Here is a 13,456-nt window from a genome sequence, read left to right as displayed (position 1 = left end):
TCCTGGCCGAGGGGTGTCAGGTGCCGATGAGACGGAGTGAGATCCACAGGGCGAGGGTCGACAGGGCCAGGGCCGCCGGGGTGGTGAGCAGGCCGAGGAGGGTGAACTCCTTGAAGCCGATGGCATGGTCGTGCTGGTGGGCGATGCGGCGCCACAGGAGGGTGGCGAGGGAGCCGGCGTAGGTGAGGTTGGGGCCGATGTTCACGCCGAGGAGGACCGCGAGGACGGAGCCGGGGCCGGACGGTGCGGCCAGCGGGACGAGGACGAGGACTGCGGGCAGGTTGTTGATCAGGTTCGCGAGGACGGCGGCCACCGCGGCGGTTCCAAGGAGCGCGGGGAGGGAGGTGCCGTCCGGCAGGACCCGGTCGAGCGCGTGGCCGAGGCCGTTGTCGACGACGGCCCGGACGACGATGCCGAGGGCCAGGACGAAGGCGAGGAAGGGCAGCGCGGCGGACCGCAGGATCTTTACCGGGGTGGTGTGCCGGCGGGCGAGGGCGCGTACCGCCATGACACCCGCGCCTGCCGCGGCGGCCCAGGCCGGGTCGATGCCGACGAGGGAGGTCACGGCGAAGCCGATGAGCGTGGCGGCCACCGTCAGCAGGGCGAACAGCGGCATCTCGGGCGGCTTTCCGACATCGCCGTCCGTGCCCGGCGCGGCCAGGTCGGCGGCGAAGAAGCGGCGGAAGACGCCGTACTCCACGGCGATCGCGGTCAGCCACGGGAGCGTCATCAACAGGGCGAAGCGGGTGAAACTCAGCCCGGCCGCGGTGTAGGCCAGCAGGTTCGTCAGGTTCGAGACGGGCAGCAGCAGCGACGCCGTGTTGGACAGGTGGGCGGTGGCATAGACGTGCGGCTTGGGCCGCGCCCCCATCCGTACGGCCGTCGCGAAGACCACCGGGGTCATCAGGACCACCGTGGCGTCCAGGCTCAGGGCCGCCGTGACGAGCGAGGCGAGCACGAAGACGGCGCCGAGCAGCCGCCTCGGCCGACCGGCAGCCCAGCGCGCCATCCAGCCGCCGCAGGCGTGGAAGAGCCCCTCGTCGTCGCAGAGCTTGGCCAGGACGAGAACGGCGGCGAGGAAACCGATCACCGGACCGAGCCGCTCGGCCTCCTCCCGTACGTGCGAGAACGGGATTGCCCCGGTCGCGACCACCACGGCCGCGGCCGGCACCGCGAAGGCCGCCTCGGGCCAGCGGAAGGGACGTACGACGGCGCAGACCAGCACCACGACCAGCGCGGCGACGGACAGGGACTCGACCAGCATGGGTCCGATCCTCCACCCCGAGGCACCGCGACCGGCAATCGGCGCGTGCGACGCCCCGACCTGCCCAGCTCAAGCGCCACGAAGACCCGGCCCGGATGCCAGGGTGGTGTGCGTCAGCTTCCGGTCGGTCGGCGATTGCCTGAGGGCGAGGACGACCAGCAGGGCGAACGCGGCGACCGCGGTGAGCGTGCGCAGGTTGTTGAAGAGTTCCCAGCGCCGCAGGATCTCCGCGTGATCGGCCGGGGCCGAGGTGAGCGCCCATTTCTTGATCCGGCCGTTGATCGGCACATTGCCGAGCCGGGTGATCAGGAAGGAGGTGAGGGTCAGCAGACCTGCCGTACCCGCGATCAGCCGGGCGCGGCCGCGCGTCAGGGCCGCGAGGGCGAGGGAGCTGAGCGTGGAGGCGGCCATGGCCGCCTGCATGGTGATGCCGTTCATCTTCATCAGCTCGGCGTGGAACGACAGCCGCATGTCGAGCGGTACGGCGTTGAAGGCGGGGACGAGGTTGGCCGCGCCGTAGCCGAAGGCGCCCGCGAGGAGACCGGTGGCGAGCAGGGCGAGCCCTTGGAGGAGCCGGATGCGCATGTGTGTCACCCCCGCACGTCGACGAAGCGGTCGCTCGGTTCGCCGTGGACGTGCCCCGGGGGGAGCCGTCGTCCGTATGCGAGCAGGAGGAGATCCTGTGCGGCGCCGGACAGGGGTGTTCCGGTGCCGAAGGACCAGTCGAGGTCGGTGGCGCGGAGTTCGATGCCGCCGAGGTCGGCTCGGAAGAACCTGAGGGTCCTGGCATCGACGCTCTCCAGGAGGATGCGCACGCGGTCCTCGGGAACCCGGCGGCCGAGGCCGAGTGCGGCCGTGATGTCCAGGCCGTGGATCACGTCGTGGGCCAGGGCCGCCTCGATCCCGCCGACCGGCGGCTTCCAGGGGTGGTCCGCGTTGTCGCGGAGGAAGGCGGCGAGTTCACGCGTCGAATGGGCGGCCGCGTCCTTGCGGGCGCATCGATCGGTCATCCGGTGGAGGTTGCCCCGCGCTCCGATCAGTTCCCGCGCCATCGTGGGGAGCGAGTACCGGAACCCCATCGTCATGTGGGCGGCGACCTCCCGTACGCGCCAACCCCCGCACAGCGTGGGCGCGTCCCACTCCTCGGCCGACAAGCCGTCCAGCACGGCGGCCAGTTCCCGGCGTTCGGCCGCGATCGATGCTCTGATCTCCGCCGCTGGTATCCGTTGCGTCGTGTTCCCCATGATCTCAAGGCTCGTGGGAGCCCCGCCATAAGTCCAAGAGTTTGCATGTCTCGCAACTAGAATGATCAGTTATGGACATTCGGCAGCTGCGGTACTTCGTCACCGTCGCGGAGGAAGCCAACTTCACCCGCGCGGCCGCCCGTCTGCACCTGGCGCAGCCGGGTGTGAGCGCCCAGGTCCGTCAGCTCGAAAAGGAACTCGGGCATCCGCTGCTCGACCGCTCGGGCCGGTCGGTGACCCTGACGGAGGTGGGCGAGGCCGTACTGCCGTACGCACGGGCCGCGCTCACCGCCGTCGAAGCGGTACGGCAGACCGCGGAAGAGTTCACCGGGCTGCTGCGCGGCCAGGTCACCCTCGGCCTCGTCTCGGGCGCAGCCGCGGCGGCCCATGAGTTCGACCTGGCCGCCGTCCTGGCAGGTTTCCACGAGGACCACCCCAAGGTCGAGATCGCCCTGACCGAGGACACCTCGGAGCGGATGCTCACCGCACTGATGCGTGGGGAACTCGACATCGCCGTGATCGGACTCGCGGACGAGGAGCCCCCGCCCGGCGTCTCCCTCCAGGTCCTGGTCGACGTACCCCTGGTCGCGGCCGTCGCCCCGGACGACCCCGCCCTCACGCACCCGGACCGTTCGAGCATCCCGTTGGCCGAGCTCCGCGACCGCCCACTGATCGGCCTGCCGCGTGGCACGGGCATCCGCGGAGTCCTCGACCGTGCGTGTGCGCGGGCCGGGTTCCAGCCCCGCGTCGCCTTCGAGGCAGCCGCACCGCTGTTCCTCGCCCAGCTCGCCGCCCGCGGTCTCGGCGTGGCGGTGCTCCCCGCCCTCCCCGCCGGCACGGCGTCGGCCTTCGGGCTGCGGACGCTGGAGATCTCCGAGCCGCGGCTACGCGCCCGGGTAGCTCTGGCCTGGCGGACGAACGGCCCCTCCAGCCCCGCAGCCACCGTCTTCCTGGACCTGCTGCGTACCACCCTCAGCCCAACCTGACGCGCGGCGAGGGCGGTTGTGGCACGCCCTTGGCACACGAGCCCCTGGAGGCCTGGACAACAAACAAGCCCCAGGTCGCTGACCTGGGGCTTTGTCATGGAGCGGATGACGGGAATCGAACCCGCGCTATAAGCTTGGGAAGCTCATGTTCTACCATTAAACTACATCCGCACAGCGGGCCAATTACCTGGTGCCGCATCGTTGCACACTGTACCCCATGATCCCTTGTCGGTGAATTCGGCCCGGTGGGGGTGGGGGGCGTGCGGGGTACCGGGGGCTGTGGGCGCGGGAGTTGGGGCGTACCGTTGGGGTGCGGAGCGGCGACTGGAGTGGGTCTTGTTCATCCCCTAATGTGGCGATTCGTCGCAGCACGGCTCGTTGGGGAAAGGGACTCGATGGAGCACACCGTCGTCCGTTGTGCCGAAGGGCATGTATTCAGCACCGCTTCGTTCCCGATGCAGCAGCTCGGGGCCGGTCGGATCGGTCCGGGGCGGCTCATCCGGTGTCCGCGGTGCGCGCGGCTTCGGCACGCGGTGCCCGTGGGCTCGCCCAAGCGGTAGCGGGAGCGGAAACAGGAGCAGCCGCTGACGCGCGCGGGCGCACTCGATTGGGGGTGGCCCGCGCGCTCTGCGTATCCTCGGGACGTGCTTCTCTCCGACAAAGACATCCGTGCCGAGATCGACAGCGGACGGGTTCGCATCGACCCGTTCGAGGATTCGATGGTGCAGCCCTCCAGCATCGACGTGCGGCTCGACCGGTTCTTCCGGGTGTTCGAGAACCACCGTTACGCGCACATCGACCCCGCCACCGAGCAGCCGGACCTGACCCGGATGGTGGAGCCCGAGGGCGATGAGGCGTTCATTCTCCACCCGGGTGAGTTCGTGCTCGCCTCGACGTACGAGGTCGTCTCGCTTCCCGATGACATCGCGTCCAGACTGGAAGGCAAGTCCAGCCTGGGCCGCCTGGGGCTGGTGACGCATTCGACCGCCGGGTTCATCGACCCCGGGTTCTCCGGCCACGTCACGCTGGAGCTGTCGAACGTCGCCACCCTGCCCATCAAGCTCTGGCCGGGCATGAAGATCGGGCAGCTGTGCATGTTCCGGCTCAGCTCGCCCGCCGAGTTCCCGTACGGGAGCGATCGCTACGGCTCGCGCTACCAGGGGCAGCGCGGACCGACGGCGTCGCGGTCCTTCCAGAACTTCCACCGCACCCAGGTGAGGCACCAGGCATGAGCGAAGTACGCGAGAACCTCGACTACGAGCGGTTCGGGCGCGCCGTCCGCGAGCTGGCGCAGACCATCGCCGACGACGGTTACGAGCCCGACATCATCCTCAGCATCGCGCGCGGCGGCGTCTTCGTGGCGGGCGGGCTGGCGTACGCGCTGGACTGCAAGAACATCCACCTCGTGAATGTGGAGTTCTACACCGGCGTGGGCACGACGCTCGAAATGCCCGTCATGCTGGCCCCCGTCCCCGAGGCGATCGACTTCACCGCCAAGAAGGTGCTGATCACGGACGACGTCGCCGACACCGGCAAGACGCTCAAGCTCGTCCACGACTTCTGCCTCGACCACGTGGCCGAGGTCCGGTCGGCCGTGATCTACGAGAAGTCGCACTCCCTGGTGAAGTGCGAATACGTGTGGAAGAAGACCGACGAGTGGATCAACTTCCCCTGGTCGGTCGAACCGCCCGTGGTGAAGCGTGAGGGCCAGGTCCTCGACGCCTGAGACCCCCCAGGACGCGCAGGACGCGCGGGAGGGCCCGTACGCATCGCGTACGGGCCCTCCCGCGTGGATGGGGCAACGGGCTCTAGATGGTGCCCAGCTTGATGATCGACAGCAGCGCGATCAGCTGGATCGCGGACGCGCCGAGGGCCTTCGGCCACGGCAGGTCGTGCGACTTGCTGACCATCGAGGTGAACAGGGCGCCGGCCGCCACCCAGGTGGCCCAGCCCAGCACCTGGACGAGGACGTTGTCGCCGCCGAGGAACAGCGCGAACAGCAGGCGCGGGGCGTCCGTGACCGACATGACCAGCATCGACAGGCCGATGGTCGGCTGCCACGCGCCGTCGCCGCCCAGCTGGCGGGCCAGGGTGTGCGTGACCGCGCCCAGGATCAGGCCGCAGATGACGAAGGCCACGGCCGAGGTCAGGACGATCGGGACCGCGTTGGCCAGGGTCGCGTTGATGACGTCCTTGCGGGCCTTGTCGAAGCCGAAGACCGCGAGCAGGCCGTACAGGAACGTCACGACCAGCGCCGGACCCCAGACGGGGTAGTCCCGCATCTGGAGGAAGGTCGGGCCGGGCTGCATGACGATGCCCCGGAGCAGGTCCTTCCACTTCAGTCGCGGACCGGTGGGACCGGCCGGGGCCTGGGCCGCGCCCGCGTGGTAGGTCGCGCCCTGGTTGTACGGGTCCTCGCCGACGGCGAAGGCCTGGGTGTACCCGGGGTTGTCCGCGTACGAACCACCGCCCGGGCCGCCGCCCTGACCGCCGTAGCCGTCGTTCCCCTGGCCGCCGTAGCCGTCGTATCCCTGGCCGCCCGCGTACGGCGGAGCGCCCGGGGCGCCCGTGCGGGGGTCGAAGTACTCCGGCTCCCCGTGACCGCCCGGCGAGGGCTGGGGCCACTGCTGCTGCGGCGGCGGGCCTGCCGGGGGATGGGCCTGCCGGCCGTACGGCGGCTGCTGTTGCTGCCCGTACGGCTGTTGCTGCTGCGGGGGTTGTTGCGGAGCACGGTTGTTGTCCCGGCCGCGTCCGATCCTGAATCCTGCCACGTGATCGAACGTACCCGGTCCGGCGACCGGCGGTGTGCGGGCGGCCGGAACCGGGGGCCTTTGCGGCTGACCTGTGACATCCCCTAGGGGAACCCTCGGGGGCCCGCCCCAGGGGCGGTTTACACGGCTGCGGGGCACTCTGCGGTCTCTCGTTACCTTGCCTACCTAATACGCACATATGTCCCCCGTAGCTTCGGTGGTGTCGCAGCCCCGAAGTCCACGAGGAAGAGCCGAGACCATGCGCAGCACCCGCCGAAGCACCCGCCGCAACACCCTCCGCGCCGCCGCCGTCACCGCCGGAGCGGTCGCCGTGCTGGCCCTCCCGGTGGGCGCGGCCTTCGCGGATTCCCCGGCCGCCCCCGACGCGGAGGTCCTGCCCGGCATCGAGCAGCCGGTGACGGACCCGACGCCGGACAAGCCGGTCACGGACCCGACGCCCGACAAGCCGGTCACGCCGACCCCGGTCACGCCGACCCCGGACAAGACCCCGGACAAGACCGAGAAGCCGCGCCCCGACGGCAACCTGCGCGCGTTCGTGACCACGGTCAAGCTCGCCGACGGCTCGGTCGCCAAGGTCTACAAGTTCGGTGACCGCCACTTCGAGGCCGACATCTTCGCCGGGTCCACCAAGCTGGACACCCTGGTCAGCAAGGACGGCAAGCCCGCCTACGGCCAGAACAACGGCATGCACGTCACCCTCCAGCCGAACGGCACCGTGACCTCCTGGATCGAGGGCACGGACCAGAAGAAGGACGACAAGAAGGACGACAAGAAGGACGACAAGAAGCAGGAGGTCCGCAAGGAGACCTCCGTCCGGGTCACGATGGCCGACGGCCGGATCGCGAAGCTGATCGACGGGCCGAAGGGCAAGCGCGTCGAGCTGTTCATGGCGAACGGCACCTTCCTCGGCGCCATCGACCTCAAGAACCCCAGCGAGGTCAACGACGGCTGGACGTACAAGCTCGTCCAGGACGGCCACCGCGTGAAGTTCGTCGTCATCGACGGCAAGAACGGCGGCAGCAGCTGGGTCTACGACTTCAGCGGCAAGCTCATCGAGAAGTACACCGCCGAGAAGAAGACCGAGAAGAAGGCCGACAAGCCGGTCGAGAAGAAGGCCGACCAGCGGGTCGTTCCCAAGGGCGGCGTGAAGGCGGGCGCCGAGGGCGTCACCCAGCAGGCCGACGCGGGCACCCCGGCCCTGCTCGCCGCGGGCGGCGGCATGGCCGCCGTCGGCGCCGCGGGCCTCGGCTTCGCGATGCTCCGCCGCAGCCGCGCGGACCAGAGCTGACCAGAGCTGACCCAAGCCAAGGCCCACGCAGAAGCGGCCGGTACCCCCTCTTCGGGGGTACCGGCCGCCGCCGTACGTGCGTGCGTACGCGTTCGCGCTAGCTCGCCGGCTCGGCTTCCGGCTCCGCGGGCGTCTTTACCGACTCCAGCAGCAGCTGCGCCACGTCGACGACCTGCACCGACTCCTTCGCCTGGCCGTCGTTCTTCTTGCCGTTGACCGAGTCGGTCAGCATGACCAGGCAGAACGGGCAGGCGGTCGAGATGATGTCGGGGTTCAGGGACAGGGCCTCGTCGACGCGCTCGTTGTTGATGCGCTTGCCGATCCGCTCCTCCATCCACATCCGCGCGCCACCGGCGCCGCAGCAGAAGCCCCGCTCCTTGTGGCGGTGCATCTCCTGCTGGCGCAGGCCCGGCACGGCCGACATGATCTCGCGCGGCGGCGTGTAGACCTTGTTGTGCCGGCCCAGGTAGCAGGGGTCGTGGTAGGTGATCAGCCCGTCGACCGGGGTGACCGGCGTGAGGCGGCCCTCGTCGATCAGGTGCTGGAGCAGCTGCGTGTGGTGGATGACCTCGTACTCGCCGCCCAGCTGCGGGTACTCGTTCGCGATGGTGTTGAAACAGTGCGGGCAGGTGGAGACGATCCGCTTGGCCGACTTCGGCTTCTTCGTCTCCGGGTCCTCGTCGTCCTCGCCGAAGGCCATGTTCAGCATCGCGACGTTCTCCGAGGCCAGCTGCTGGAACAGCGGCTCGTTGCCGAGGCGGCGCGGGGAGTCACCCGTGCACTTCTCGTCGCCGCCCATGATCGCGAACTTGACGCCCGCGATGTTCAGCAGCTCCGCGAAGGCCTTCGTGGTCTTCTTCGCCCGGTCCTCCAGCGCGCCGGCGCAGCCGACCCAGTAGAGGTAGTCGAACTCGGAGAGGTCCTCCGCGTCCTTCCCGATGATCGGGACCTCGAAGTCCACCTCCTTCGTCCACTCGACGCGCTGCTTCTTGGCCAGCCCCCAGGGGTTGCCCTTCTTCTCCAGGTTCTTGAGCATCGTCCCGGCCTCGCTCGGGAAGGCGCTCTCGATCATCACCTGGTAGCGGCGCATGTCGACGATGTGGTCGATGTGCTCGATGTCGACCGGGCACTGCTCCACGCACGCGCCGCAGCTGGTGCAGGACCACAGCACGTCCGGGTCGATGACACCGTTCTCCTCGGCGGTGCCGATGAGCGGGCGCTCCGCCTCCGCCAGGGCCGCCGCCGGTACGTTCGCCAGCTGCTCCGGGGTCGCCTTCTCGTTGCCCTCCATGTCCTTGCCGCCGCCCGCGAGGAGGTACGGCGCCTTGGCGTGCGCGTGGTCGCGCAGGGACATGATCAGGAGCTTCGGGGACAGGGGCTTGCCCGTGTTCCACGCCGGGCACTGCGACTGGCAGCGGCCGCACTCGGTGCAGGTGGAGAAGTCGAGGATGCCCTTCCAGGAGAACTGCTCGACCTGGGAGACGCCGAAGACGTCGTCCTCGCCCGGGTCCTCGAAGTCGATGACCTTGCCGCCGCTGGTCATGGGCTGGAGCGCGCCGAGCGCGACCGCGCCGTCGGCGTTCCGCTTGAACCAGATGTTCGGGAAGCCGAGGAAGCGGTGCCAGGCGACACCCATGTTGGTGTTGAGCGAGACGACGATCATCCAGATCAGCGAGGTGCCGATCTTGATCATCGCGGTGAAGTAGATGAGGTTCTGGAGCGCGCCGACCGAGAGGCCCTTGAAGGCCAGCACCAGCGGGTACGAGAGGAAGTACGCCGGCTCGTAGTGGTCGACGTGGTGGATCGCGCCCTCAAGGCCGCGCAGGGTGAGGATCGCGAGGCCGATGGTGAGGATGATGTACTCGACGAAGTAGGCCTGCCAGGCCTTCGAGCCCGTGAAGCGCGACTTGCGGCCCGCCCGCGAGGGCAGGTTGGCCAGGCGGATGGCCATCAGCACCAGGATGCCGACGGTCGTCATCACACCGATGAACTCGATGTACAGCTCGAACGGCAGGAAGTCGCCGATGATCGGCAGCATCCAGTCGGCCTGGAAGAGCTGGCCGTAGGCCTGCGCCAGCGTCGGGGGCAGCGTCAGGAAGCCGATCGCGACGAACCAGTGCGCGAAGCCGACGATGCCCCAGCGGTTCATCCGGCTGTGGAAGAGGAACTCCCTGACCAGGGTGAACGTTCGTGCCTTCGGGTCGTCCGTGCGGCTGCCCGCCGGCACGGGCTGGCCGATTTTCACGAACCGGTAGATCTGCGCCACGGCTCGGGCGAGCAGCGCGACGCCGACCACGGTCAGGACCAGCGACACGATGATCGCGGCGAGTTGCATGGGAAGGCTCCTCGGGCGGGCCAGGGCGGGCACTCGGGCACTTACTAAGCAGTAACTTAGTCAGTCAAGCCTTGAGATTACCCATTTCCCGTGCCGCAATGTAGCCGAGCGCGCGGTGATCTGTGTCGCTCAGGCCACCCTTCGCGGTGCGGGGGCCGCCAAGGGCTTCGATGTCGGCTTCGGTCCGGCCGTACGCAGCAGCGCGCGCGGGGTCTGCGCCAGGATCGCCAGGTCCATCCCGAGCCAGTGGTTCTCCACGTAGTGCCGGTCCAGCAGGTCCATCTCCTCCCAGGGCAGGTCCGAGCGCGCGCTCACCTGCCACAGGCCCGTCATTCCGGGGCGGACGAGCAGCCGGTCGGGGTGCTCCGCGCGGGCCAGCGGCCGCGGCCCGACCAGGGACATCTCGCCCCGCACCACGTTCAGCAGCTGCGGGAGGCCGTCGAGGGCGTACCGGTCCAGGGCGGGGCCGAGCAGCGGGCCGTCCGTGCGGAAGCGCCAGGTGCGGAAGGGGCGGCCGCCGAGCCCGGCGCGGGTCTCCCGTACGAAGACGCCCGCGCGCGGGGCGGCGTACAGCAGCGCGCACACGATGCCCAGCGGTACGGCGAGCACGGCCAGCAGGAGCAGCGCGCCGAGGAGGTCGGCGACCCGCTTGGCCGGCGGGGGGGCTAGCGCGGGGCGCGCGGTCAGGGGGGCGGGGGGCAGCAGCAGCGGCATGCAGGCACCGTGCCGTACGCCTCCCGGCGGGGGGTGGGGGCGCGCGGGCCGGTCGCCCGCCTGGCCCTGCGACCCCGCCCGCCCCGGGGCTCTGCCTCGGACCCCGCGCCTCAAACGCCGGCGGGGCTGAAATGCCCCGATCCAGCCCGCCCGGCGTTTGAGGGCCCGCCGGAGGCGACACCCACTGAGCGTAAGAGCCACCTAAAAGTTGAGCGGGCTCGACTCAGGTCTGTTGACGGGATGGGGCGGATGGGGCATCCTTGAGTCTGTTCCACTCAAGTCAGTGTTTTGCGTTGCTGGAGGAATCAAAATGGCTCGTGCGGTCGGCATCGACCTGGGCACCACCAACTCGGTCGTCAGCGTTCTGGAAGGCGGAGAGCCCACCGTCATCACCAACGCCGAGGGCGCCAGGACCACGCCGTCCGTCGTCGCCTTCGCCAAGAACGGCGAGGTCCTCGTCGGCGAGGTGGCCAAGCGCCAGGCGGTCACCAACGTCGACAGGACCATCCGGTCGGTCAAGCGCCACATGGGCACCGACTGGAAGATCAACCTGGACGGCAAGGACTTCAACCCGCAGCAGATGAGCGCCTTCATCCTGCAGAAGCTGAAGCGTGACGCCGAGGCCTACCTGGGTGAGAAGGTCACGGACGCGGTCATCACCGTCCCGGCCTACTTCAACGACTCCGAGCGTCAGGCGACGAAGGAGGCCGGTGAGATCGCGGGTCTGAACGTCCTGCGCATCGTCAACGAGCCGACCGCCGCCGCCCTGGCCTACGGTCTCGACAAGGACGACCAGACCATTCTCGTCTTCGACCTCGGTGGCGGCACTTTCGACGTGTCGCTCCTTGAGATCGGTGACGGCGTCGTCGAGGTCAAGGCCACCAACGGTGACAACCACCTCGGTGGTGACGACTGGGACCAGCGCGTCGTCGAGTACCTCGTGAAGCAGTTCCAGAACGGCCACGGCGTCGACCTCGCCAAGGACAAGATGGCGCTGCAGCGTCTGCGCGAGGCCGCCGAGAAGGCGAAGATCGAGCTGTCCTCCTCCACGGAGACCTCGATCAACCTGCCCTACATCACGGCGTCCGCCGAGGGCCCGCTGCACCTGGACGAGAAGCTCACGCGCGCCCAGTTCCAGCAGCTGACCGCGGACCTGCTGGAGCGCTGCAAGACGCCGTTCCACAACGTCATCAAGGACGCGGGCATCAACCTGTCCGAGATCGACCACGTCGTTCTCGTCGGCGGTTCGACCCGTATGCCCGCCGTCGCCGAGCTGGTCAAGGAACTGACCGGCGGCCAGGACGCCAACAAGGGCGTCAACCCGGACGAGGTCGTCGCCATCGGCGCGACCCTCCAGGCGGGTGTCCTCAAGGGTGAGGTCAAGGACGTCCTGCTCCTCGACGTGACCCCGCTGTCCCTCGGTATCGAAACCAAGGGCGGCATCATGACCAAGCTCATCGAGCGGAACACGACCATTCCGACCAAGCGGTCGGAGATCTTCACCACGGCCGAGGACAACCAGCCGTCCGTGCAGATCCAGGTCTACCAGGGCGAGCGCGAGATCGCGGCGTACAACAAGAAGCTCGGCATGTTCGAGCTGACCGGCCTGCCGCCGGCCCCGCGTGGCATCCCGCAGATCGAGGTCTCCTTCGACATCGACGCGAACGGCATCATGCACGTCACGGCCAAGGACCTTGGCACGGGCAAGGAGCAGAAGATGACCGTCACCGGCGGCTCCTCGCTCGGCAAGGACGAGGTCGACCGCATGCGCCAGGAGGCGGAGCAGTACGCGGACGAGGACCTGCGCCGCAAGGAAGCGGCCGAGTCCCGCAACCAGGGCGAGCAGCTCGTCTACCAGACGGAGAAGTTCGTCAAGGACAACGAGGACAAGGTCCCGGCCGACGTCAAGGCCGAGGTCGAGGCGTCCATCGCCGAGCTGAAGGAAAAGCTCAAGGGCGAGGACACCGCCGAGATCCGCACCGCGACCGAGAAGCTCGGCGCCGTCAGCCAGAAGCTCGGCCAGGCGATCTACGCCGACGCGCAGGCCGCCCAGGGTGCCGCGGGCGCCGAGGGTGCCGGCGCGGGCCAGGCCAAGGCCGATGACGATGTCGTCGACGCCGAGATCGTCGACGACGAGAAGCCGAAGGGCGGCGCTGCCTGATGTCGGAGGAGACCCCGGGCTTCGACGAGAAGCCCGAAGTCCCCACCGGCGACAAGGCGGATGACGCCGCTGCCGAGCCGAAGGCCGCCGACTCCTCCAAGGAGGAGAAGGCGGCCCCGGCCGGGGACGCAGGAGCAGCCGAGTCGCTCGGCAAGGAAACCGCTCTGCTGGCTCAGCTGGACCAGGCCCGTACCGCGCTCGGCGAGCGCACCGCGGACCTCCAGCGGCTCCAGGCCGAGTACCAGAACTACCGCCGCCGGGTCGAGCGGGACCGGATCGCCGTCAAGGAGATCGCGGTCGCGTCCCTCCTGACCGAACTGCTCCCGACGCTGGACGACATCGGCCGCGCGCGGGAACATGGCGAACTGCTCGGTGGCTTCAAGTCGGTGGCCGAATCGCTGGAGACGGCCGCCGCCAAGATGGGCCTGCAGCAGTTCGGCAAGGAGGGCGAGCCCTTCGACCCGACGATCCACGAGGCCCTGATGCACTCGTACGCGCCGGACGTCACCGAGGACACCTGCGTGGCGATCCTGCAGCCGGGCTACCGGATCGGCGAGCGTACGATCCGTCCCGCGCGCGTCGCGGTGGCCGAGCCCCAGCCGGGCGCGGCCGCTCCGGCCAAGTCCGAGGACGCGGCCGAGCCGGGTACGGACACGGACGGGTCCGACAAGGGCTGAAGGTCTGATGTCAGCA

13 protein-coding genes and 1 tRNA gene are annotated in these 13,456 nt (G+C 69.3%); 7 read left to right on the top strand and 7 right to left on the bottom strand.

What is annotated here, in order from left to right; all coding sequences use genetic code 11:
* Positions 1 to 16: 16 nt before the first annotated feature.
* The 3 genes from OHS33_RS17345 to OHS33_RS17335 form a co-directional block, all read right to left on the bottom strand.
* Positions 17 to 1,264, bottom strand: a complete 1,248-nt coding sequence (locus OHS33_RS17345) for an SLC13 family permease (RefSeq protein WP_330331320.1) — start codon at positions 1,262 to 1,264, stop codon at positions 17 to 19.
* 69 nt (positions 1,265 to 1,333) lie between these two features.
* Entirely contained in the window at positions 1,334 to 1,849 is a 516-nt protein-coding gene (locus tag OHS33_RS17340; protein ID WP_330331319.1) for a DUF1772 domain-containing protein, read from the bottom strand.
* Between the two features lie 5 nt (positions 1,850 to 1,854).
* Positions 1,855 to 2,508, bottom strand: a complete 654-nt coding sequence (locus tag OHS33_RS17335; protein WP_330331318.1) for a maleylpyruvate isomerase family mycothiol-dependent enzyme — start codon at positions 2,506 to 2,508, stop codon at positions 1,855 to 1,857.
* Between the two features lie 71 nt (positions 2,509 to 2,579).
* Here OHS33_RS17335 and OHS33_RS17330 point away from each other — a divergent pair, with 71 nt between their 5' ends.
* On the top strand, positions 2,580 to 3,494 hold the full coding sequence (locus OHS33_RS17330) for a LysR family transcriptional regulator (protein WP_330331317.1): 915 nt from the start codon (positions 2,580 to 2,582) through the stop codon (positions 3,492 to 3,494).
* Between the two features lie 97 nt (positions 3,495 to 3,591).
* On the opposite strand, the gene OHS33_RS17325 is transcribed toward OHS33_RS17330, so the two are convergent.
* Positions 3,592 to 3,665: transfer RNA gene (locus OHS33_RS17325), tRNA-Gly, on the bottom strand.
* 179 nt (positions 3,666 to 3,844) lie between these two features.
* On the opposite strand from OHS33_RS17325, the gene OHS33_RS17320 reads away from it, so the two are divergent.
* From OHS33_RS17320 to OHS33_RS17310, 3 genes are all read left to right on the top strand, one after another.
* A complete protein-coding gene (locus tag OHS33_RS17320; RefSeq protein ID WP_330331316.1) occupies positions 3,845 to 4,054 on the top strand; it encodes a hypothetical protein in 210 nt (69 codons plus the stop codon).
* A gap of 84 nt (positions 4,055 to 4,138) precedes the next feature.
* On the top strand, positions 4,139 to 4,726 hold the full coding sequence (gene dcd, locus OHS33_RS17315; RefSeq protein ID WP_330331315.1) for a dCTP deaminase: 588 nt from the start codon (positions 4,139 to 4,141) through the stop codon (positions 4,724 to 4,726).
* Entirely contained in the window at positions 4,723 to 5,220 is a 498-nt protein-coding gene (locus tag OHS33_RS17310) for a phosphoribosyltransferase (RefSeq protein WP_330331314.1), read from the top strand. Before dcd ends, OHS33_RS17310 begins: the two co-directional genes overlap by 4 nt.
* 82 nt (positions 5,221 to 5,302) lie before the next feature.
* Here the strand turns inward: OHS33_RS17310 and OHS33_RS17305 are convergent, their stop codons facing one another.
* The gene (locus tag OHS33_RS17305; protein ID WP_330331313.1) at positions 5,303 to 6,265 is read right to left on the bottom strand and encodes a Yip1 family protein; all 963 of its coding nucleotides are present in this window, start codon (positions 6,263 to 6,265) and stop codon (positions 5,303 to 5,305) included.
* A gap of 238 nt (positions 6,266 to 6,503) precedes the next feature.
* Between OHS33_RS17305 and OHS33_RS17300 the strand changes: the two genes are divergently transcribed.
* Positions 6,504 to 7,553, top strand: a complete 1,050-nt coding sequence (locus OHS33_RS17300; RefSeq protein WP_330331312.1) for a hypothetical protein — start codon at positions 6,504 to 6,506, stop codon at positions 7,551 to 7,553.
* Between the two features lie 97 nt (positions 7,554 to 7,650).
* Here OHS33_RS17300 and OHS33_RS17295 read toward each other — a convergent pair whose 3' ends face one another.
* Both OHS33_RS17295 and OHS33_RS17290 read right to left on the bottom strand, forming a co-directional pair.
* Complete coding sequence (locus OHS33_RS17295) at positions 7,651 to 9,888, bottom strand: (Fe-S)-binding protein (RefSeq protein ID WP_330331311.1); 2,238 nt, start codon at positions 9,886 to 9,888, stop codon at positions 7,651 to 7,653.
* A 129-nt stretch (positions 9,889 to 10,017) separates the two neighbouring features.
* Positions 10,018 to 10,602, bottom strand: a complete 585-nt coding sequence (locus tag OHS33_RS17290) for a sugar transferase (RefSeq protein WP_330331310.1) — start codon at positions 10,600 to 10,602, stop codon at positions 10,018 to 10,020.
* Positions 10,603 to 10,912: 310 nt separating this feature from the next.
* Here OHS33_RS17290 and dnaK point away from each other — a divergent pair, with 310 nt between their 5' ends.
* Together dnaK and grpE are read left to right on the top strand one after the other, a co-directional pair.
* Positions 10,913 to 12,763, top strand: coding sequence for a molecular chaperone DnaK (gene dnaK, locus OHS33_RS17285; RefSeq protein ID WP_330331309.1), 1,851 nt, complete (start codon positions 10,913 to 10,915; stop codon positions 12,761 to 12,763).
* Positions 12,763 to 13,440: a nucleotide exchange factor GrpE gene (grpE, locus tag OHS33_RS17280; RefSeq protein WP_330331308.1), complete on the top strand. Its 678-nt coding sequence runs from the start codon at positions 12,763 to 12,765 to the stop codon at positions 13,438 to 13,440. The genes dnaK and grpE overlap by 1 nt, the downstream gene beginning before the upstream one ends.
* Positions 13,441 to 13,456: the final 16 nt, after the last annotated feature.

The organism is Streptomyces sp. NBC_00536 (genome assembly GCF_036346295.1).
GTDB lineage: Bacteria > Actinomycetota > Actinomycetes > Streptomycetales > Streptomycetaceae > Streptomyces.
The sequence above is the reverse complement of the archived record's forward strand: the minus strand, read 5'-3'. Positions and strand labels throughout refer to the sequence as shown.

Excerpts from the sequence above, each read along its gene's own strand:
- OHS33_RS17345 (WP_330331320.1), bottom strand. The coding sequence starts at position 1,264 with ATGCTGGTCGAGTCCCTGTCCGTCGCCGCGCTGGTCGTGGTGCTGGTC.
- OHS33_RS17340 (WP_330331319.1), bottom strand. The coding sequence starts at position 1,849 with ATGCGCATCCGGCTCCTCCAAGGGCTCGCCCTGCTCGCCACCGGTCTC.
- OHS33_RS17335 (WP_330331318.1), bottom strand. The coding sequence starts at position 2,508 with ATGGGGAACACGACGCAACGGATACCAGCGGCGGAGATCAGAGCATCG.
- OHS33_RS17330 (WP_330331317.1), top strand. The coding sequence starts at position 2,580 with ATGGACATTCGGCAGCTGCGGTACTTCGTCACCGTCGCGGAGGAAGCC.
- OHS33_RS17320 (WP_330331316.1), top strand. The coding sequence starts at position 3,845 with ATGTGGCGATTCGTCGCAGCACGGCTCGTTGGGGAAAGGGACTCGATG.
- OHS33_RS17310 (WP_330331314.1), top strand. The coding sequence starts at position 4,723 with ATGAGCGAAGTACGCGAGAACCTCGACTACGAGCGGTTCGGGCGCGCC.
- OHS33_RS17300 (WP_330331312.1), top strand. The coding sequence starts at position 6,504 with ATGCGCAGCACCCGCCGAAGCACCCGCCGCAACACCCTCCGCGCCGCC.
- OHS33_RS17295 (WP_330331311.1), bottom strand. The coding sequence starts at position 9,888 with ATGCAACTCGCCGCGATCATCGTGTCGCTGGTCCTGACCGTGGTCGGC.
- OHS33_RS17290 (WP_330331310.1), bottom strand. The coding sequence starts at position 10,602 with ATGCCGCTGCTGCTGCCCCCCGCCCCCCTGACCGCGCGCCCCGCGCTA.
- dnaK (WP_330331309.1), top strand. The coding sequence starts at position 10,913 with ATGGCTCGTGCGGTCGGCATCGACCTGGGCACCACCAACTCGGTCGTC.
- grpE (WP_330331308.1), top strand. The coding sequence starts at position 12,763 with ATGTCGGAGGAGACCCCGGGCTTCGACGAGAAGCCCGAAGTCCCCACC.